17 protein-coding genes are annotated in these 19,624 nt (G+C 57.3%); 9 read left to right on the forward strand and 8 right to left on the reverse strand.

The window, feature by feature from the left end; all coding sequences use genetic code 11:
* The first annotated feature begins 156 nt into the window (after window positions 1-156).
* From ACP97_RS00330 to ACP97_RS00340, 3 genes are all read left to right on the forward strand, one after another.
* Entirely contained in the window at window positions 157-1,572 is a 1,416-nt protein-coding gene (locus ACP97_RS00330; protein WP_154019863.1) for a purine-cytosine permease family protein, read from the forward strand.
* Between the two features lie 2 nt (window positions 1,573-1,574).
* Window positions 1,575-2,015 carry a hypothetical protein gene (locus ACP97_RS00335; protein WP_049995854.1) on the forward strand — a complete coding sequence of 147 codons (441 nt, stop codon included), beginning with the start codon at window positions 1,575-1,577 and terminating at the stop codon, window positions 2,013-2,015.
* An 82-nt stretch (window positions 2,016-2,097) separates the two neighbouring features.
* Window positions 2,098-2,880 carry a creatininase family protein gene (locus ACP97_RS00340; protein WP_049995855.1) on the forward strand — a complete coding sequence of 261 codons (783 nt, stop codon included), beginning with the start codon at window positions 2,098-2,100 and terminating at the stop codon, window positions 2,878-2,880.
* Window positions 2,881-3,217: 337 nt separating this feature from the next.
* Here ACP97_RS00340 and ACP97_RS00345 read toward each other — a convergent pair whose 3' ends face one another.
* Together ACP97_RS00345 and ACP97_RS00350 are read right to left on the reverse strand one after the other, a co-directional pair.
* A complete protein-coding gene (locus ACP97_RS00345) occupies window positions 3,218-4,996 on the reverse strand; it encodes a hydantoinase B/oxoprolinase family protein (protein ID WP_049995856.1) in 1,779 nt (592 codons plus the stop codon).
* A complete protein-coding gene (locus tag ACP97_RS00350) occupies window positions 4,996-7,044 on the reverse strand; it encodes a hydantoinase/oxoprolinase family protein (RefSeq protein WP_049995857.1) in 2,049 nt (682 codons plus the stop codon). The genes ACP97_RS00345 and ACP97_RS00350 overlap by 1 nt, the downstream gene beginning before the upstream one ends.
* A 364-nt stretch (window positions 7,045-7,408) precedes the next feature.
* Here ACP97_RS00350 and ACP97_RS21185 point away from each other — a divergent pair, with 364 nt between their 5' ends.
* Both ACP97_RS21185 and ACP97_RS21190 read left to right on the forward strand, forming a co-directional pair.
* On the forward strand, window positions 7,409-7,636 hold the full coding sequence (locus ACP97_RS21185) for a hypothetical protein (RefSeq protein ID WP_049995858.1): 228 nt from the start codon (window positions 7,409-7,411) through the stop codon (window positions 7,634-7,636).
* A gap of 104 nt (window positions 7,637-7,740) precedes the next feature.
* Window positions 7,741-7,926, forward strand: coding sequence for a hypothetical protein (locus tag ACP97_RS21190; protein WP_049995859.1), 186 nt, complete (start codon window positions 7,741-7,743; stop codon window positions 7,924-7,926).
* A gap of 1,032 nt (window positions 7,927-8,958) precedes the next feature.
* Here ACP97_RS21190 and ACP97_RS00365 read toward each other — a convergent pair.
* Entirely contained in the window at window positions 8,959-10,323 is a 1,365-nt protein-coding gene (locus ACP97_RS00365; RefSeq protein ID WP_049995860.1) for an APC family permease, read from the reverse strand.
* 321 nt (window positions 10,324-10,644) lie between these two features.
* On the opposite strand from ACP97_RS00365, the gene npdG reads away from it, so the two are divergent.
* Window positions 10,645-11,313 carry an NADPH-dependent F420 reductase gene (gene npdG / locus ACP97_RS00370; protein WP_049995861.1) on the forward strand — a complete coding sequence of 223 codons (669 nt, stop codon included), beginning with the start codon at window positions 10,645-10,647 and terminating at the stop codon, window positions 11,311-11,313.
* Window positions 11,314-11,831: 518 nt separating this feature from the next.
* Window positions 11,832-12,119, forward strand: a complete 288-nt coding sequence (locus ACP97_RS00375) for a hypothetical protein (protein ID WP_049995862.1) — start codon at window positions 11,832-11,834, stop codon at window positions 12,117-12,119.
* A gap of 419 nt (window positions 12,120-12,538) precedes the next feature.
* Here ACP97_RS00375 and ACP97_RS00380 read toward each other — a convergent pair whose 3' ends face one another.
* The 5 genes from ACP97_RS00380 to ACP97_RS00400 all read right to left on the reverse strand — a co-directional run bounded on the left by ACP97_RS00380 (window position 12,539) and on the right by ACP97_RS00400 (window position 17,479).
* On the reverse strand, window positions 12,539-13,291 hold the full coding sequence (locus tag ACP97_RS00380; RefSeq protein ID WP_079977472.1) for an ABC transporter ATP-binding protein: 753 nt from the start codon (window positions 13,289-13,291) through the stop codon (window positions 12,539-12,541).
* Entirely contained in the window at window positions 13,288-14,091 is an 804-nt protein-coding gene (locus ACP97_RS00385; protein WP_049995863.1) for an ABC transporter ATP-binding protein, read from the reverse strand. The genes ACP97_RS00380 and ACP97_RS00385 overlap by 4 nt, the downstream gene beginning before the upstream one ends.
* Window positions 14,088-15,233, reverse strand: a complete 1,146-nt coding sequence (locus tag ACP97_RS00390; protein WP_049995864.1) for a branched-chain amino acid ABC transporter permease — start codon at window positions 15,231-15,233, stop codon at window positions 14,088-14,090. Before ACP97_RS00390 ends, ACP97_RS00385 begins: the two co-directional genes overlap by 4 nt.
* A gap of 1 nt (window position 15,234) precedes the next feature.
* Window positions 15,235-16,095 (reverse strand): branched-chain amino acid ABC transporter permease, encoded by an 861-nt coding sequence (locus ACP97_RS00395; protein ID WP_049995865.1) that lies wholly within the window; start codon window positions 16,093-16,095, stop codon window positions 15,235-15,237.
* 67 nt (window positions 16,096-16,162) lie between these two features.
* The gene (locus tag ACP97_RS00400; RefSeq protein ID WP_161782605.1) at window positions 16,163-17,479 is read right to left on the reverse strand and encodes an ABC transporter substrate-binding protein; all 1,317 of its coding nucleotides are present in this window, start codon (window positions 17,477-17,479) and stop codon (window positions 16,163-16,165) included.
* A 149-nt stretch (window positions 17,480-17,628) separates the two neighbouring features.
* Here ACP97_RS00400 and ACP97_RS00405 point away from each other — a divergent pair, with 149 nt between their 5' ends.
* Both ACP97_RS00405 and ACP97_RS00410 read left to right on the forward strand, forming a co-directional pair.
* A complete protein-coding gene (locus tag ACP97_RS00405; RefSeq protein ID WP_049995867.1) occupies window positions 17,629-18,012 on the forward strand; it encodes a hypothetical protein in 384 nt (127 codons plus the stop codon).
* A gap of 816 nt (window positions 18,013-18,828) precedes the next feature.
* Entirely contained in the window at window positions 18,829-19,584 is a 756-nt protein-coding gene (locus ACP97_RS00410) for an IclR family transcriptional regulator (protein WP_049995868.1), read from the forward strand.
* Window positions 19,585-19,624: the final 40 nt, after the last annotated feature.

Below are 19,624 nucleotides of genomic sequence, written 5' to 3' on the forward strand. Positions count from 1 at the left end.
CGCGCAATTCTCGACCTGTGGCTTGCCATTCCATACCGTGTTGTCGTACCTGTGGAACCCATATATACCTTAACGAGGAATCTCGAGGTTCTCGTGGTCTTGTTGGAAATATATCAGAAAAGAATATCAATAGAGAACATTGATTAGTGCCTGACAATGGCTAACAGAGGTCAGTGGAGAGACGAAATCGGTGACTACGCGCTTGTACCGGTCCCGGAGAAGGACAAACGGAGTATGCTGAACGTGTTCCTCGTATACTCGGGCGTGCTCGCCGTGTTCGCGTTCATCGCTACGGGAACCACTATCGGGCTACAGTTTACCCTTCGCGAGCAGATCTATGTCGCCCTGGGAGCGAGCGTGATCCTCGCGGTCATCGGATCGGGGCTCGCCTACATCGGCGGATTGACCGGCCTGTCGACGTACATCACCATGCGATACCCGTTCGGCTACGTCGGATCGTGGATCTGGGGCGTGCTCATGAGCGGGATTCCGAGCGGTCTCGGCTGGTTCGCGTTCGAGACGTGGCTGTTCGGCGTCACCATCAACGCGCTTGCACCCAACGCGTTCTGGGGCGACGTCGGCGTGGCGGCCATCTGGGGTGGCGTCCTCATGGTGGCGACCGCCTACTACGGCTATGGGGGGCTATCGATACTGAGCTACCTCGCGGTCCCCATGTTCTTCCTGCTCGCAGTCGCGGGGGTCATGGTCGGCCTTGAAGAGACGGCGTCGATCCAAGGACTGCTCGCGCTGACTCCCGAGGACCCGGGTGCGGCCATCGGGACCGGGATCACCATCGTTGTCGGGTCGTACATCGTCGGGGCGTCGATCACAATGGACATCGCCCGGTATGCCAAGCGGTCGTGGTTCGCGCCCACCGCGTGGGCAATCCAAATCTTCCTGTTCATGCCCTTCGTTGTGGTGGGTGCGGGCGTGATGACCCTGACCACCGGCGCGGGTGACTTCGCACAGGTCATGCTCGCGGCCGGGCTAGGTCTGGGCGTGTTCCTGATGGCGCTGTTCGGCTTCTGGAGCACGAATGACAACAACCTCTACGCCGGGGCGCTGTCGTGGTCGCTGTTCGTTCCCCTGAAGAAGAAGTATATCGTCGTCCTCGAAGGCGTGATCGGAACGGGAATCGCGGCGTACGTAGGGTTCAACGCCGGAGCGTCGATGGATCCGTTCGTGTCGTTCCTCAACACGCTTGGGACGCTCATCCCGGCCGTGGCCGGCGTCATCCTCGGCGATTACTACCTCTACCGGTGGTTCAGAGGCTATGGGTTCGGTAACCGGTACGACTACGACCCCGGACAGGAGTTCTCGCTCGTAGTGTGGCCCGGCTGGGTCGCGGCGATCATCGGAGCGTACGTGGGCGGATATGTGCTGGCCGGCATCACCAGCCTCAACGTGCTGGTTCTCTCGGGCGCACTGCACGTCGGACTCATGATCGTCGCGGACACTGTCGGTGTTCCCACCGGCATCGGCTCTACGTCCATCGACGACTCGGGCCGCAGTCCAGAAATCCACCGGAAGGTGCCCGGAGACACCGGCGGCGAACCCTCGCGAGGTGACTGATCATGAGTAACGTCCACTCCATCGAAAGCACGGCCGCCCTCGACGTAGACGATTTCGTCCAAACGGCGTCCCGCCTCAGCATGCTATCGTTGGTCCTCGTCCTCGTCCTCATGGTAGACGCCGCGATGATGTGGGGTGAGAACGTCTGGGCCGCACTTATCTCGCTGATCGTTGCGGGCGCGCAGCTCGTAGTCGCCGGAACGCTGACGCCCCGTCTCAAGCGACGCGAGGAACTGCAGAACGCTGGGAACGTCGTTGTCCAGCACAGTTGGCTCTTGCTGTCGATCGCCATCGCGGCGCTGGCGATCTACCCGTCACCGTTCTTCGCAGTGTCGATGTTGTGGTTCGCCGTGGCGATGCTTGTCAGCCTCGCGTGGGGCGTCATCGGCGCGTTCAACCTCTACAGAAGCATCACGCAGGCTGGCGCACGGCTCACGGTCTGAACGCGGTTACACCTTCGAACCCGGAATCGACCGTCCTTTTGCGACCCAAGAGCTAACTCGGCGGCGTGAGACGACTTCATCGATGGTTGATACCAAATCCCACGAAACGACGTCTGAAAGCGTCCTGCTTGAGGAGCTGACGTGGCCCAAAGTTGAGGCGGCTCTCGACGACGGTTCCACGACTGCGATCGTTCCGGTCGGGTCGACCGAACAGCATGGCCCGCACCTACCGCTGGCCACCGACGCGCTCATCGGCGAGGCAATCGGCGAGCGACTCGCCGACCGCCTCGGGGACGCCCTCGTTGCGCCCACGATACGGCCCGGCTGTTCGGGCCACCACATGGACTTCCCAGGGACAGTGTCGGTCCCTTCGTCGGTCCTTATCGACGTGCTGGACGCCTACTGCGAATCGCTCGCCATCCACGGTTTCGAGCACGTCGCGTTGCTCCCCTCGCACGGCGGGAACTTCGCGCCCGTTAACACCGCCGCCCCGGAAATCGCTCACGAGCACGACCTCAGCGTGATCGCGCTTGCGGACCTCGACCGGTACATGGAACTGATGAACGAGGGGATGGTCCACAGCGGAATCAACCACGTCGAGCAGGTCATCCACGCGGGCGGGACCGAGACCTCAGCGGTGTTGGCGATCCGCGAGGACCTGGTGCGCGAGGACCGACTCGAATCCGGGTTCGAGGGTGAGATCGACGCGTCAATGCTTCTCTCGCGAGGGTTCCACGAACTCACCGAGAACGGCGTGCTCGGCGACCCGCGAGAATCGAGCGCCGAAGCGGGCGAGGCCATTCTGGAGACGGTTGCGGAATCGTACGCCGAGAGTATCCGCGAAGCGCGGGATGCGCTCGACTGAGCAGGAAGCGGTTGCGTCTGGCTGAGAGTCTATCATGGGTACGATAACGACACGCTGAGTAGTGAGGCAGAAGAAATGAATCTCGCGTAAGTACACCGTCGTTTTTTGACTGAGTCCTCGTTGGCCGTGCCCGCTCGAGCCTATCAAAAACGTCGGTGAAAAAGACCGACGGCTCGGCATTCCGTCTTACCGTCGGTGAAACGCCTCGCTTCGCTCGGCGTATGCTCCGCAAGATAGACTGTTTAGTTCGCACTATATTCACCAAATTCAGAATCCCAGTCGTCATATGTGTCCTAAATAATGGAGCCGTCATACCAACGACGGCGACGGCCGCCGACTACCGCCACTCCTCGCGGAGTTCCCGGGTTGCCACCCGATCGACCTCCCCATCGTCGGTCAGGACCACACCGTAGTCCCCGCGGGCGCTCGCCCGCGAGACGTAGCCGTCGACTACGTCCTCGCGGACTGCCTCGGGGTCGCGGTCGAGCGGGTCGCCGTAGCCGCCACCGCCGCCCGAGCGGTTCGAGAGCACCTCCCTGGCCTCGAACCAGCCCTGCATCATCCCGGTGTACTGCTCATTCTCGGCCGGATCGTAGTCGTCATCGTTGTCAACCAAGAAGTTGAACCGGTCGCGCCAGCCCTCCTTGCTGTTACTTTGGACGACCACGACGTTTCTGTCGCCGGACTCGCCGCCTTCAAGTCCCCAGCCGTCGGTCCGGGTCTTCTTGATCAGCGTGATCCCCTTCACGTCGTCGAGGAACTGGTAGTCGCGCCGGACGCCGAGGCCGCCGCGGTACTCACCGATGCCGCCCGAGTCTTCTCGGAGCTCGAGTCGGTTGAACCGGATCGGGATCTTATTCTCGAACACTTCAATGGGGATGTTCTTTACCCGGGTTTCGCTGATGTGCATCAACGCGTTCGCGCCGTCAAACCCGTCGGTCGCGCCCCATCCGACGCCTTCGTTCGAGGATTCGATGAGCATTTCACCAGTGTCGGGGTCCCGGGCCACTAGCACGATGCCACAGAGGTCCCCCCCTGAACTCGCCGGGACACGGTCGGGCATCCCCTTGGCAAGCGCCTCGTACACCAGTTCGACGCCCACGATGCCAGTCCAGATGGTGAACGTCGGCGCGGGGTAGGTTGCGTTGAACAGGTTCCCCGGCGGCGCGGTCACGTTGAGGGGCGCGTACTGCCCGGCGTTCGAGGGGTCGTCCGGCGTGGTCAGCGTCTTCAGACAGAGCTTGCAGATGGTTTCGGTCATCCCGTAGGGGAGGTTGACGGGGCCATCGACCTCCTTCGAGGAACCCGAGAAGTCAACCGAGAAATTCTCGCCGTCGATAGTCACCTCAGCCTCTATCCGCACCGATTCGTCGTTGACGCCGTCGTTGTCGAGGTAGTCGACGGCGGTCCACGTGCCATCCGGGAGGTCGGCGACACCCTCGCGAGACGTGCGCCGACCGTGATTAAGGATGCTGTCAACCGCGGCGTCGACGGTGTCGGACCCGTACTTCTCATGGAGTTCCCGGAGACGCTTCTTACCCGTATTGAGCGCCGCGATCTGGGCGTTCACGTCGCCAATGACCTTCTTGGGCGTTCGGGAGTTGTACCGCAGGAGTTCGAAGATTTCCCGGTCGGGTTCGCCGCCCTTGTAGATCTTCGTCCCCGGGAACACCATCCCCTCCTGATGAACATCGGTTGAGTCAATGACGTAGCCCGAGTCCTTCGCGCCGAGGTCGAGCCAGTGGGCGCGAATCACGGCGTACCCCACGCGCTCGTCGTCGTGGAAGATGGGCGAGAACAGGCAGACGTCGAGGGTGTGGGCCGAACTCCAGTAGGGGTAGTTCATGATCACGATGTCGCCCTGTTCGAGGTTCTCCTCACCCACGTACTCAACGCCCTTTTCCAGTCCGTAGTCATTCGCGCCGAGGAACATCGTGAGGCCGGGCGAGTCGGCAACGAGGTTCATCTCCGCGTCGTACAGCGAGATACCGAAGTCGAGAATCTCGTAGATGATGGTGTTGTATGCTGTCCGGACGAGCGTGCGTTGCATCTCGTTGGCCGCCGACGAGAGGTAGTTGCGGATCACCTCGACCGTGGCTGCGTCCACGTCGCTCATCAGGCCACCTCCGAGATGATGAGCTGACCGTATGAGTCGACGACCGCCTCCTGGTCCGAGTGGAACACCGCGGTGGTCGTGGGTTCGCGCACGATGGCCGGGCCCGGAACAGTCTCGCCCGCTGCGATCTTCGTCCGGTCGTACACGTCGAACTCGACCATTGCGTCGGCCGCGAAGCAGTACGCCTCCCGACTGCCGACGCGAGTGTCACCGGCGGTGGGAGTCTCGTTGGCGTCGCCACTATCGGCGCGGGTGAGTCTGGGCTTGCGTGTCTCGCCGACGCCGCGAACGCGGAGATGGACGGCCTCCGCGGAGTTATCCATCGTGTGGCCGTACCGCCGCTCGTGCTGATCGGCGAAGCGGTCGGCGAGTTCCTCGATGCTGTCGAGTCCGTCCGCAGGAACCGCGACGGTGTGTTCTTGCCCGACGTACCGCATCTCAACCGAGCGCTCGGTATGGCGATCAGCCTCGTCGAACCCCTCGTCGGCGAGCGTCTTGTGAGCGTCAGCTTCGAGCGACTCGAACGACGCGTCGAGGTCCGTGATATCGATGTCGGAGATCGGCACGAGTTCGGTCTGCGAAAAGTCGTACACTACATTGGTCATCTGCATACCGTACGCCGAGAACACCGACGGTGCGGTCGGGAGCACGACCTCCTTCGTGCCAAGTTCGCGCGCCAACAGCGGGACGAACATCGGCCCTGCGCCGCCGTAGCCGACCATCGAGAAATCCCGGGGGTCCAGACCCTTCTCGACTGTGACCTCCCGGAGCGTTCCCACGGTGTTGGCGAGCGTCACGTCGAAGACACCCCGGCTGACCTCGGTCACGGTCGAGTCAAGCGGGTCGGCGAGTTTCTCCCGGATGCCGCGCCGGGTCTCCTCGGCAGCAAGGGACATCTCGCCGCCGAGAAACGATTCGGGGTCGATGTAGCCCAGCGCGAGCGCGGCGTCGGTTAGCGTTGGGTCCTCACCGCCTTGGCCGTAGCAGATCGGGCCGGGATCTGCGCCTGCACTCTTCGGACCGACACGCAGGATCTCGCCGTCGAGCCACGCGATACTCCCGCCGCCAGCACCAATGGTCCGGATGTCGTACACCGGGATCATCACCTGGAGATCACCCAGCGACGCCTCGTACTCGATGGTTGCCGAGCCATCCTCGACCACGCAGGCGTCGAGGCTGGTCCCGCCCATGTCGACTGCGATTACATCCTCGCGATCGGTCGCCTCACCCACCGTCGCGGAGCCAATGATGCCGCCCGCTGGTCCCGAGAGGATGGTGTGGACGGGCGCGGTCTTCGCATTGTCGGCGGCCAGCGCACCCCCGCCTGAACGGGTAATGAAGAAGTTCCCGTCAAATCCCCGGTTCTGGAGACCCGCTGCGAGGCGGTCGACGTACCGCTCAAAGATCGGCTTGATGTACGCGTCGAGAACTGTCGTCGAGGTGCGCTCGTACTCGCGGTACTCGCCCGTGATATCTTGAGATATCGACACGCTCACTTCTGGCTGGGCGTCCTTGATCACGGCGGCCGCCCGCCGCTCGTGCTCGTCGTTTTGGTAGGAGTGGAGTAAGCAGACCGCGATGGCGTCGACTCCCTGCTCGTCGACGAGCTGGTTCGCTGCGTCGCGGACGGCATCCTCGTTGAGCGGTTCGATCTCCTTGCCGTCGGCTGACAGCCGCCCGGGAACGCCGACTCGGTGACGACGATCGACTAGCGACTCGGGTTTTTGGTACGGTACCGTGTACATGTGTTCTTTCGGTCGGTCGTACCGTGCGATCTCGAACACATCCGCGAACCCATCGTTGGTGACGATGCCGGTCGTGGCACCCTCGCGTTCGAGAAACGCGTTGATGCCAAGCGTCGTGCCGTGGACGAACGTGTTCACCGACGACAGGTCCACGTCCAGTTTCTCAACAGCGGCCAGAACGCCGCGCGTCGGGTCCTCCTCGGTCGTGGGGGCCTTCTCGAGACGCGTTTCCCCGGTCTTCTGGTCAAAGACGACTGCATCGACGAATGTCCCACCAATGTCGATTGCTAATTGTTGACTCATGTGTATCTCGAGCGAACGTACATAGGAGGACAGCAAAAATCTATCCCCCCAATTGGTACGGGTGGTGAGAAGTGCCCGGGTAAAGTACTGCCACTACCTGCTGCTTCCGCGTTCGGATTTCTACGCCGCCGTTTGAGTCGCTTGGTCTGGCGCGTCCAGCACTTTTGGCACATCTGTCGTAGATGGATTGCTGGCTGGGGAAACCTCAGTTCGGGACGCTGCTTTTTCGCGAACACCGTCGCGTAGCTGTCTTGGAGGTGGAGGTCCTCCCAGCGAAGCCCTCGGGAATTTCATCGCTTCTGTCACGAAGAACTTTCACATCTCGCACTCCGGAATATGATAGAAGATACACCAAAGCACGGTCGTGGCAGGTCTTGATCGCCGCCTCTCGATCCTCACCAATATCGTTGATCGCGGTGCTCGTCCACTCGTCGACGAATGTGGTGAGCCACTGTCGATCTTCAGCGAACCAGGCCCGCAAGTCACCGCTCTTGTGACCGCCGTCGTCGAGGATGGGTTCAGTTGTGTTGTGGCGCTGGGCGACGTTTTTGGCGAGGTGGCCCTCGCGGACGGCCCAGCTGCAGAACGGTGAGACATACGTGTAGTAGGTGCGTACCGTTCTCGAGGTCAGCCCTAGCGAGCGTACTCACGAAGGTAGCCCGAGTCCAACTCATCGAACGTCGTTGGACTGTCCTCGTGACCAATGAGGAAATCGACGAACCGATCGAGTTCCCGGCCCGCGTCCTAGCGGTAGTTGCCGCTCTCGCCACCCTGGCCTTTACCCTTATCCGTCCAGAAATCCTCGAGGACCGCCTCAATCTGCACCACGCTATAAGCCTCCACTACATTCGCTGGTTCGAGCACTGTTCTCGCGGCGAGTAACCCGGGTTCTGAGTCGTTGCATCTGGTGTGCTGTGGGGGAGGGCGGCGCTGCGGATAAGTCTACATGTCCTTATTGGACTAAGCACGAGTAAACACTAAATCCGCCAATTCTACCGATTCCAGCCATCTTGGGCACAGTAGAGCCTGAAACGCTACTTATAAACTACAGAGAGCTATACACAATTCGCGACAGAGATATTGAGAATACGCGTCTAATAGAGCAGAAATTAACGGTAATTACGGTCGAAGTGGGGACAGAGAGACAATGATTGCAAAGGAAACTCGATTTTCATCCTCGATTCATTATATTCCGGACTAAGGTGATATAGCCGACACTCACAAGAAGGCGGGCGCGACGAGCGAACCAGAGTTCTATCCGACTCCGCTTTGCGGGGCTCTCGCTCCGAAAAATCATGATGATTCTTGATCCTCTCGGCATTGACCGCTCGCATGGAGCGGTCTGGGATTGGACCACCGCCTCGCAGACGGTCAGGAGGATTCGTCCCGGAGTGCTCCGCGGCGGGTCGCCATTAACGAGACAGCGATTCAGATCGGCTCCGTGTGGCGAGGTGTTACGCCGCAATCGACCTCGATTCGATAGTCGTGCTGGACGTTGAAATTTTCAGCCGCCGCGGAACCGATCCCGCGTCATTCACCAGAGCTCTGCTCTTGTGCAGCACATCAGACGGTTCGCGTTCTGAAGACGGCGTTCCTTTCGCGTCTTGCGGAGCATCACGTCCTTTCGGAGGCGGAGCTGCTGGTCGACAGTTTCGGCTATTGGACCGCTCTGTCACGACTGAGCGGTCAGTCGAGTATAGCGGCCGGAGCCACAGTGAGCAGTGGTTCTAGATACTCAAACAGCGGACGAACCACTTCTATACGACATGGAACGGCGGTCCGGCCAGCACTCGGCGCTAGCTCCAGCGGTTCGTTCATTACTACAACACGCAACGACCAAATCAAGCGCTCAACGGCCACCCGGTAGAGAAGACGTAATTAGATAGCGTCTTACCTTATCGTTTTTCGACCATATCACATGTTTTCGTGGTCGGGCGTCGTCGTAACGTCGCCAAACACGTACTGTACGACGAATCCGGCGAAGAGTGCCGCGATAGTGAGGCCGGCCGCCACCGGATAATCGACTGAGAGCCCGATAGCAAGAAGTGTAAGAAAGGTTAGCGCGATGGCGGCGGTGAGGAGGCCGCCCGGCGCACGGAAGGCCGGTGTGACGTCTGTTCGGTGGACGCGGAGCCCGACGAACGACGCGATGTTGATTGCGTACGGGAGCACAGTGCCGACAAGCGCAGCGAGCACGATCCCGCCGACGACTTGCTTGCCGATGACGACGGCCGCGGCGGCGATAGCGACGACACAGAGCGCGACGTAGGGGGCGTTCGTCCGGTCGCTCGTCGCGGCGAACGCAGTCGGGAATGTGTCGCGCTCGGCGAGCGCGCGGAGGACGCGCGCGGAGCCGGTCATCCCGACGAGCATCGTGGTGAAGATGGCGACGAGCGCCGCGACGGGCAGCGCGTAGTTCGCGAGGAATGGGAGCCCCGCATCAACGACGACCGCCGAGAGTGGCGTGACCATCACGAGGTTCCCGTTCGCGAACGCGCTCGGCTGGACGGTGATGTGGAGCGCGACCACCACTGTCGTGTAGAGCAGCGTGGTGATGAGAAGACTCCCGATGATCGCACGCGGGATCGTCCACGCCGGGTGTTTCACCTCGCCCGCAGCTGCAGGGACAACCGTCCACGCACCGTAGCCGGTGATCGCGACGCCGACAGCGGCGAGGAACTGCGTGCTGCTCCCAGTAACGAAAGGCGTAGTGTTCGTGGGCTCGCCATTCGCAAATCCGAGAGCCGCGACCGCCATGAGAATTGCGAGGATGAATGCGGTGAGAACGAAGTTCGTGTGTTTGGTCACGTCGATCCCGGCGAGCGTGACGCCAAGACTCGCGACGATCGCAAGCAAACCAAACAGCGCAGTGTGAGAACGAACCCCCGCCAGCGACGGGATCGCACCCAAGTAGTTCGCGACGTACCACGCGGAGACGGCGACACCGAACACCCAGCCGAGCGCGTATGACGTCCCTTCAAGATACGAAAAGAACTGTCTGACGAGCCCGTTCGATCCGAGGGTTTCGGCTGGGAAGACCGCCGGCCCACCGGAGTGGGGGAACGCGGTCGCGAGCTCGGTGTAACAGAGCGCGATACTCACCATCCCGACACCGGCGACGAGCCATGCGAGGATCGCCGCCGGGCCGATCCATTGGCCGGTGAAGGCGGGATAGAAGAATACCGCCGAACCGATCATTCCGCCAACACTCAACAACAGTAGGTCGTGGAGGCCGACTGTCCGCGGGAGGTCGTCCGAGGTTTCGCCAATTTGTGGCATCCTATTTGGTTTGGATGGGGCAGAGGCAATTAATCGTACCGTATAGCTGTTATCAACGAAATTATCTGTTTGCCGGGATTGCGTGTGGGAGCCTGTCGCGGTCAAAGACCTTATGTTCAAGAAAGAGGGATCGGGCCGACCGATGATCTTCAAGTCGTCGTTTATGCAGTGGAGAAGTTCTCCTAACCGGAGCGCACCGCCACGATAATTCACTCATAAATCCCTTACTGATTGAAATCAATATATTCTGTAAATAAATCATCTCTATCCAGATATAGCCACTGTCATTACGTTTATACAGTTGCTACTCGGAAGAGTGATATGCGAATCGCACTACTCGGCGGTACCGGTAACATTGGTGAAGGACTGGCGCTCCGATGGGCGCAAGACACCGACCACGAAATAGTAATAGGTTCCCGAAACGCGGAGAAAGGCATGACTCGGGCGAGGGACTACCGTAATCGTCTGAGCGAGCACGGTGTCGAGGCCGACCTCTCAGGAACGAGCAACACGGGTGCCGCGGCGGGGAGCCGTGTCGTCGTGACAAGCGTCCCGCCCGCTTATGCTGCCGACACGATTGAGGCAGTGCGCGACGACCTCGCGGACAAAGCAATCGTTGTCAGCCCTGCAGTAGGGATGGTACGCGACGAGACTGGATTCCACTACGACGCACCAGAAGCGGGCAGCATTGCGGAGACAGTCGCGGCCGCCACACCTGACGGGGTCCCGGTCGTGAGCGCGTTCCAGAATCTTGCAGCGGGCGCGCTCACCGATCTCAGCAACGAACTCAATCTTGATGTCGTGATCTCGGGTGACGACGCCGAAGCGAGGAATGTCCTCAAGAAGCTCGCTGAGGAGATCAATGGATTACGCGCGCTTGACGCCGGTGCGCTCGCAAACAGTGCAGAGATCGAGAGCATCACACCGTTGCTCATCAATCTCGCGATGTACAACGACGGGATGCACGATCTTGGTATACAATTCAGATAGGAAGAAGGGTGGAATTCCCAATGGGTTGTTGAGAGTTGCGAGACGGGTTGACGTACAACACGTTCTGTGACCTCATTGATGAGACGTTTGGTGCTATCCTGAAATGGTTTGAGGATCGCCTCGCGGAGACGATCCAATTCGGTGGCTGGTCTCCGTCTGCAAAATCATCAAGTGTGGTCTATTTATCCGTTGCCCCAACCTTCTGCATCGTGCGGAGATACGTATCGCTGTGAGGTATCTTCGACCAGTCGCTCAGTCGATCGAAACGACAACGTAGTCCATCTGTTCTGATATCCGACAAACCCAGATGTTTTATCGCTCGAAGAACCCCTCATCTAGGTAGGTAGGAGGTTGCGTTAGCTTCCTGGTTGGTGTCAAACACGGAGAGGTCACGCTCGCGGGCAATCTGGATCACCCGCATGATTTGGTCATGGATGACTCCTGTATCGTCAATCTCGCCGAGCAAGCCGTCGATAACGTCTTTACGCACAAAGTCGGCGAACACATCCTCCAACGCTATGAAATTCTACGATCGCACGGTTTCAGGATATATCCGGGTCAAAGCCTCATCTACGCACTCTACGCTGACGACAAAAGCCACCTACTCGCTCGGATTCCGTCTCTACGAAAAAGACACACAGCGACGCGTTGAGCTAGCCATCGAACTCGCAGATGAACTCATCGAGATGGGTATCCCCACGGACACCTATCTCTTCGACACGAGCTACTGTTCCAAGGAGTTCGCCACTCATTTCGAAACCTACGGCAAAGAGTGTGTTTCAGCCGTCAAAAGCACGCATGTGTGAGCTACAGCGGCGACCGAATCCGTGTCGATCGCTTGCCGAGCGCATCGACACAGTCCCGCGCACGATCGACAGTGAAACCTACCATATCTGGACTCAGAAGCGCGACGCCAGCCGTCTTGGGAAGGTGAAGTTGCTGATCACCGAGAAGGAATCGAGAGACCAAGGAGACGAAGCGAGTGTGAAGTACATTGTTTCGAATAGGATCGATGTGCCAGCGAGCCATCTCATCGGGATGTACGCGATGAGATGGCGGGTTGGGACGTTCTTCAGGGCCACCAAGCAGGACCTCGGTTTGGAAGTCTGCGAGCTCCGCTATCCCGCAGGTGTCAAGTTGGCACCGGCACCTGCTGATGTTGGCCTACAGCCTCCTGAAGCTCGGCATTGCAGACAGCACTCTGGAAACCATATTTTCACATCGACTATTGTCCGAGATAGGCCTCACGGACGTAATCGTCTGATTGAAGATCTTCGGGAGGACCGTCACGCACGACGTTTCCGTTCTCTAAAAGATGGATATGGTCGGCGTAGCGGACGGCAAACGTAACGTTTTGTTCGAGTAATAGTACACTGACACCAGTTTCGACGATGTCGGTGAGTGCTTCGGAAATGTCATCAATGATGACAGGAGCGAGCCCGAGCGTGGGTTCGTCGAGCACGAGTAGGTCAGGATCACCCATCAGTGCGCGACCAATAGCGAGCATTTGCTGTTCACCGCCGCTCATTGTCTGTGCGTGCTGTGATGCGCGTTCTTGGAGGCGAGGGAACAGTTCGTAAACATACTCCAGCCGTTCCTGTCGAGCATTGTAGTTGCGGTATGCACCGATGAGTAAGTTCTGCTCAACCGTCATGAAATCGAAGAGGTCACGATTTTCGGTGCAATAGATCAACCCATCTTCGACGTTGCGGTTCACCGTTCGATCACGGACCTCCTCACCCCGAAAACGCACTGTCCCTTTGTAGTTGAGCAACCCTGCGATTGTATCAGCGAGCGTCGATTTCCCGGCACCGTTTGGACCGATGACGGCAAGGATGTCGGCTGCCCGCATTGAGAGTGAAACACCCTTGAGAGCCTGAACCTTACCGTATGAGACTCGAACGTTCTCAATATCCAAAATAGGGGCACCGTTTGTGGTGGTCTCTACGGATTCCGGAGCACTACTATGGCCCATCATACAGTCTCACTCCCCAGATACGCGTTTTGAACCTGTGGGTCGCCTTTAATCTCTTCGGGGGTGCCTTTGGCGAGCAGGGATCCCCACTGGATAACAATCGCTCTATCGATAAGATCAAGAAGTCCTCGCATGTTGTGATCAACTACCACGAGTGTCCGTCCCTCGTCCCGAAGCTCGTGTAGGAGGTCAGCAATTTCTTCGACTTCCGTTCTAGCGAGACCCGCGAACGGTTCGTCGATCAGCAACAACGAGGGATCCGTGGCAAGTGCTCGGCCCAATTCGAGCCGGAGCAACGATGCGTGCGGTAATTCGTCCGGCTGCAGGTCCTCTACATCAGCTAGCCCAATCCGTTCACAGATATCCGATGCGCGGTCCGTCGTTCTCCCTAAGAGGCCAGTGGGTCGGATCTTGTCTGCAATAAGTGCAAGTTTGATGTTTTCAATTACACTCCGGTCGTAGAAAGGCCGGAACTCTTGGAACGTTCGGGCCATCCCGCGTTTGACCATATTGTGAGTCGATTTATCGGTGACGTCTTCGCCCGCGTAGTACACTGTTCCAGCGGTTGGCTTGTGGGCGCCGCTGATACAGTTGAACGTGGTTGACTTGCCCGCGCCGTTCGGTCCGATGAACCCGACAATCTCATTTTCTTGGACGGTAAAGGAGAGGTTGTCTACAGCGGTCAGTCCCCCGAACTGCTTCGTGAGTTGGTTCACGACGAGTATTCCCTCGTTCGGTCCCCCACCGGATTCCTTGTTGGCGCTTGAATCTAAATCGGCCGTCTCTGTTGTGGTTTCACTCATTGTTTGTCATCCTCCTCACGCCGCTGTTCGTCTGTTAGGCCCTCTCTGAGTGTCTCGACTTGTTGACCGGCAGCTGACTGTCCATCGTTCCTCACTAGCTCTGTTTGATACCAGGGCAAAATGGAGAGGACGTGCCGCCCCTGTCGAATTGACCACGGTAACAGCCCACCAGGAAGAACGAACAACAACACCAACGTCAACGCGTAGAATACGATAAGACTGAGGTCCGCGACCGCTCTGTCCATCACCGGGACGACTTGGTCAACATTGCTGAGATAGTCACGCATCATGTACAGCGAGATACCACTGAGTGCTGGACCGACTATTGTCCCTAATCCACCAAAGATGCTCACAATGAGTACGTCGATCATGACTACGAGCGTGAGCAGTTGGCTCGGCGAAGCACTGCCAACCGGCGAGTGGACGAGAAATCCAGCGGCCAATCCGCCGATGACTCCACTTGTCGCAAACGCGAATATCTTGAATTTCGTAGCGTTGGTTCCAGTGGCTCCAACGGCCTCTTCGTCTTCCCGAATGGCTGTGAACACCTCTCCGATGTCAGAGCGGGTAATGAGGAACGCGAACACGAGAATGATCGTAAACAGCGCGTATGCGAGGTAGTAGTTCAGTTCGATGGTAGCAAGATAGTCTTCACCGAGAAGGAGACCCTGTGGTTGGGGGAGGCCCGTTTCCCCACCAAATGTGTCGCTGAACATGATAAAAAGTCGTTCGAGGATCAGAGCAGCCATCAATGTAAACAATGCAAGGTAATGACCTCTGACCCGGATTGCTGGGAGGGCCAGTAGGACCCCGCCGACGCCTGCGAGGAGTGCCCCCAAAGGTATCGAGAGAATTGGGGCCACTCCGTACTCAAGGTTGAGCAGCGCCGTAGTGTAGCCGCCAATGGCGAAAAGGAACGTGTGCCCAAAGCTCACCTGATTCGTGTATCCCGACACGAAATCCCAGCTGATGGCGAACATGGCGAAATACAACGCGGACGTGAGCTTGAGTATGAGGCTCGGTTCTACCTGAAGCGGAAGCAAAGCTAACGCCAAAACCGCGACAATACCAATAACGTAGCGCGGCGTCGTGAGCACTTTTTGACCCGCTTGGGTGACGATTGTCTCTGCTGTCGTCGACATTTCAGCTCACCTCAGCATGACCAAACAGGCCCTCCGGTCTAGCAATCAATATGACCATTAGAATGATGAAAGCAGACATACCTGTAAGCGTGGCGTCAACGTAGGTCGTGGTAAGCACATCGATAAACCCGATGATGTAGGCAGCGATGACGCTCCCGCGGATTGACCCCAGCCCGCCGAAGATGACGATAGCGAAGCCGAGCAACAGGGGGTCTAGCCCCATGTCCCAGCCGACGGTTTGGAACGTTCCGAGGAACAGGCCCGCGGCACCCGCCAGTACACCGGCGATGAACCATGTCATGACCGAAATGCGGAACTCGTTGATCCCAGCGAGTGCGGATCCACGTTCACTCATACTCAGTGCCCGGATCGCAGTTCCCATGCGGGTTCGTTCGACGAAATATAAGAGTGCAAGTATAAGAATCCACGAGACAACGAACGCGAGCACCCGATTGAGTCCGACGCTTATCGACCCGATCTCTAACTGCCCGCTAATCAAGCTCGGCACGACTTTCCCCTGTGAACCTGCGACCAACAGGAAAGAACGTTCTATGAGTAATAGAACTAGTAGTGTTGTAATGACGACAATGATCGGATCGTCTTCAATCCACCGTACCAACCCGACGTACACGACGGCACTGAAAATTCCCGGGACGATCAACGCTGCGAGTGCGCCGTACCACGGATTCAGACCAAAGGTGCTCGTAGTATAGTACATCGCAAAGCCGCCGACGGTGATACTTGCTCCGTGGGCAACGTTGAGAACCCCACCGATGCCAAATATCATCGTGAAGCCCATTGCAATGAGGGCATACAACGAGGACAGCAATAGCCCATTTACGAGTACGCTGAAGTCGATCATATGATGGTAGTGTGGTGTGGTGTCTAATGAATCTACCGTAGTCTACGACGAGGGAGCGAACGGAACATTAGATCCAGTCTGGCTTTTGATACTCCGCCGTCGCGGCGTCGGACCACCAAACTGTTTCTTGTGAGGCGCCACTGTTGTCCTCCTGCCACTGGAATTTGATCGGACGAACTTGGTCATCCTCGAAGACTGGATCGTGAGGAAACTCGTCGTTCCTACCCTGGATCTCAATGACGCCGGTTGTTCCCGTGTAACTCATTCCTTCGATCTCGGAGATGAGATCTTCCTGGTTGAGACTGCCGATATTTCCAACGGCCTGTGCCCACATCCGTATCGCATCGTAAGTCGTGTATCCGAGATATCCTGGAACACCATTGTAGCGGTCCCGATACCCGTTCACGAACGGGAGCGTTTTTTTGGTGATTTCTGAGGTCGCGCAGGCCGAAGCATATGTCCACGCGTACTGGCAGGCTCCGTCAACGGACTCGTAGTAGCCGGGTGCGGTCATGGGCGCGTGAAGACCACCGAACCCGAACTGACGTTGCTGTTGTTGCCACTGAACGATTGCGGGAGTCCCCGTAGTTGACATGAACACGAAGGCACCGTCAACGTTCGAATTCTCGAACCTGTCGAAGATCGATGTAAAATCCTCTGTGTCGGAGCTGAAGCTGACGTCTTGAACGATATTGACGTCCATGTTCTGGAGACCTTGTCGGACTTCCTGAACCTGAGCCACGAATCCCTCGATGTCCTCGACCAGGAGGCCGACCCGGTTCCAATCCATTTCCGAGAACATGTCCTTGGCAAAATCAACCATGTTCCGTCCGAGGTTGACGCTGTTCGGCGGACCAGGTCGGATCAGGTACTTGTACTGTTCGTAGTTATTTTTTACCCGTTCGTTCATGTCGGGGGTAATCGCCGCGGAACTCATATGAATAACTCCATTGTCGGCGATCACGTCCATGATATTGAGGAAGGATTCACTGGTGTAGACGCCAGTGGTGACGTCTACTTCTTCCTGAAGGATGAGCTCCTGATATGCGGTACGCGCCACGTTGGGTGTGAGCTCTGTATTTTTTACAACGACCTCAACGTCGGCACCCGCGAGACCGCTCTCGTTCAATTGCTCTACGGCCATCTCTCCGGCGTTAGCCATTGCCGTTCCACCCGGGAAACTGCCCGGTTGCGGTGCCAGCAATCCGATTTTGATCGGACCGGACACCTGTCCGTTCCCGCTGCTGCCGCCGTCGCTATCGTTCCCACTGCTGCCGCCACTGCCGCCATCGCCAGTACACCCGGCGAGCATCGATATCCCCATACCTGTACCTGTTGCTTTAAGTAATCCTCTTCTTGGAATTTTGTCATCGGGGTTGCTCATATCAACACTCTCCTTTCTCAGAAACGCTACCATATAACACTTTTGTCAACGAATATCATTACCAAGGGTAACGTATTCGGGCTTCGTTGAATCCAGTGAAAAGGCAATGGAGTTTGTTCATAAGATGAGACCAAGGAGACGAAGCGAGTGTGAAGTACATTGCTTCGAATAAGATCGATGTGCCAGCGAGCCATCTCATCGGGATGTACGCAATGAGATGGCGAGTGGAGACGTTCTACAGGGATACCAAGCCGGATCTTGGTTTGGGAGATTGCGAGCTTGGGCATGCCGCAGGTGCCAGTCGCCAACGGCACCTGCTGATGTTGGCCTACAGCCTCCTGAAGCTGGGTGCTGCAGACAGGGCTTTTGGAACGATTCTCGCACACGCGAGTTCACTTCGCAACGACGTCAAGCGTTCCTTCCACGAAGACGTTCAGAACCTTCTCTCCTGGGCACTTAGTAGTCCCAACTATAGCACTGACGAACTGGTGCACCAGATCGAGGGAATATTCCATCTAACGTGCGAAGTCTAGTAACTAGACAGCGCTAGATTTGGTATAGTTATTCTTGAGATAGTTTCACAAAGATTGAGTTATTATTCTATTGTTCTAAACTGTGATTTTACTGGAATCCGCATGTTCCGGATATAGCGGAGATTTATGCAGATGTTTGTCAGTACTCCCAAGCAAAACATCATTTCCGATCTCAGTTGTAACACGGATATGGATGTTAATTTCAGATAGCTTAGAGATAAAAATTCCCTCTCTAGAGTAGCAACATAGCTCAGCAAAAGTGGTTACTTATATTCTTTGGAGTCAGGAAACACTGTGCTGTAGCCTGAGATTAGAAATGTCGTTCTAATCCGAACGTAGATCAATCAGGAGATTTGAATATTTGGCAGTATAGTTCCGGATATATCGGAAATTGTGTGATGAATGAGGACAGTAGTCACAAGCGATATGAGCCGGCCGGACTACCACAGTGGATTCATTTGGCTGGTGTTCTGCGACCCGGAAAAATATACGAACACTGACTTGCTCTTTCTAGCTTCAGAGTAAAGTCTTGCAACTATAGGGAGGATAAGGCGAGACAGATGAATATCATTCAGACCAGCTGATTATGCCCAGAGATAAGTGCTACTGAAAGTTTAGGAGGGCGTCCTTTCTCATTGGGTTCGGAAAAGCTATGTAGTTACCGGCGCCGAGAAGACACGCCTACTGGCTCTTCAGTCGGGAATTCCAACCAGTGCCAGGCAGTGATTAGGACTTAGGTTGAGATCGGCTATTACCTCGGTAGTGATTCTCCGGAGATAGCGGAATGTTTATGTGGTGTGTGGACAATTGTCTCCTATGAGTAAGACTGTGCCAGTCAAGACTGCGACGCGGGTTTTCGAGATAATCGAGGCTCTTCTCGAACTTGAGCGCGCCAGTCTCTCGGAACTCGCCCGACACCTCGATCTGGCAGACAGCACTCTCCACGACCATCTCACGACACTCGAATCATTGGGTTACGTCGTCAGAGAGAACAAGAAGTACCAAGTGAGTTTTCAGTTTCTGGAGATTGGCGAGAAAACCAGAAGAAATTCAGACATATATCAAGTTTCTGATGACGAAGTGAGTAAGCTGGCCAGCGAAACCCAAGAACACGCTAGCCTGATGGTCGAAGAGAACGGAATGGGTGTTCTTCTTGCAATCGCAAAAGGCACTAATGCCGTGAATCTCGAAGCTTACGCCGGCCGGCGAGTTGTTCTCAACGCGAGCGCGCCGGGAAAGGCAATTCTGGCTCATCTCCCAGAATGGCGGGTAGAGCAAATTATCGACCAGCACGGCCTGCCGGAATACACTGAATACACAGTCACCGGGCGCGAGGATCTGTTCGCGGAACTCGACGCCATCCGCGAGCGTGGATACGCAACCGACGTCGAAGAACTGGTCGAAGGTGTGAAGGCTATCTCGGTACCTCTGATCTGCCGGAACAGGGTACGAGGGGCAATCACGGTGGGCGGCCCTGCCAACCGCTTAAAGGGTACTCTGTTTGAGGAGGACCTTCCAAATCTCCTCCTACAATCATCGAACGTGATCGAACTCAACCTGGCACACTGGTAGGCAACGGCTGCGCTCCGGCTGGGATATCACCTCGCTGGCA

The sequence above is a fragment of the Halococcus sediminicola genome (assembly GCF_000755245.1).
GTDB classification, from domain to species: Archaea; Halobacteriota; Halobacteria; order Halobacteriales; family Halococcaceae; genus Halococcus; species Halococcus sediminicola.

Bases quoted from the DNA above. Each gene is read 5' to 3' on its own strand.
- ACP97_RS00345 (WP_049995856.1), bottom strand. From the start codon at position 4,996: ATGAGCGACGTGGACGCAGCCACGGTCGAGGTGATCCGCAACTACCTC.
- ACP97_RS00330 (WP_154019863.1), top strand. From the start codon at position 157: ATGGCTAACAGAGGTCAGTGGAGAGACGAAATCGGTGACTACGCGCTT.
- ACP97_RS00375 (WP_049995862.1), top strand. From the start codon at position 11,832: ATGAAATTCTACGATCGCACGGTTTCAGGATATATCCGGGTCAAAGCC.
- ACP97_RS00395 (WP_049995865.1), bottom strand. From the start codon at position 16,095: ATGATCGACTTCAGCGTACTCGTAAATGGGCTATTGCTGTCCTCGTTG.
- ACP97_RS00410 (WP_049995868.1), top strand. From the start codon at position 18,829: ATGAGTAAGACTGTGCCAGTCAAGACTGCGACGCGGGTTTTCGAGATA.
- ACP97_RS00385 (WP_049995863.1), bottom strand. From the start codon at position 14,091: ATGAGTGAAACCACAACAGAGACGGCCGATTTAGATTCAAGCGCCAAC.
- ACP97_RS00365 (WP_049995860.1), bottom strand. From the start codon at position 10,323: ATGCCACAAATTGGCGAAACCTCGGACGACCTCCCGCGGACAGTCGGC.
- npdG (WP_049995861.1), top strand. From the start codon at position 10,645: ATGCGAATCGCACTACTCGGCGGTACCGGTAACATTGGTGAAGGACTG.
- ACP97_RS00390 (WP_049995864.1), bottom strand. From the start codon at position 15,233: ATGTCGACGACAGCAGAGACAATCGTCACCCAAGCGGGTCAAAAAGTG.
- ACP97_RS00380 (WP_079977472.1), bottom strand. From the start codon at position 13,291: ATGATGGGCCATAGTAGTGCTCCGGAATCCGTAGAGACCACCACAAAC.
- ACP97_RS00340 (WP_049995855.1), top strand. From the start codon at position 2,098: ATGGTTGATACCAAATCCCACGAAACGACGTCTGAAAGCGTCCTGCTT.
- ACP97_RS00335 (WP_049995854.1), top strand. From the start codon at position 1,575: ATGAGTAACGTCCACTCCATCGAAAGCACGGCCGCCCTCGACGTAGAC.
- ACP97_RS00400 (WP_161782605.1), bottom strand. From the start codon at position 17,479: ATGAGCAACCCCGATGACAAAATTCCAAGAAGAGGATTACTTAAAGCA.
- ACP97_RS00350 (WP_049995857.1), bottom strand. From the start codon at position 7,044: ATGAGTCAACAATTAGCAATCGACATTGGTGGGACATTCGTCGATGCA.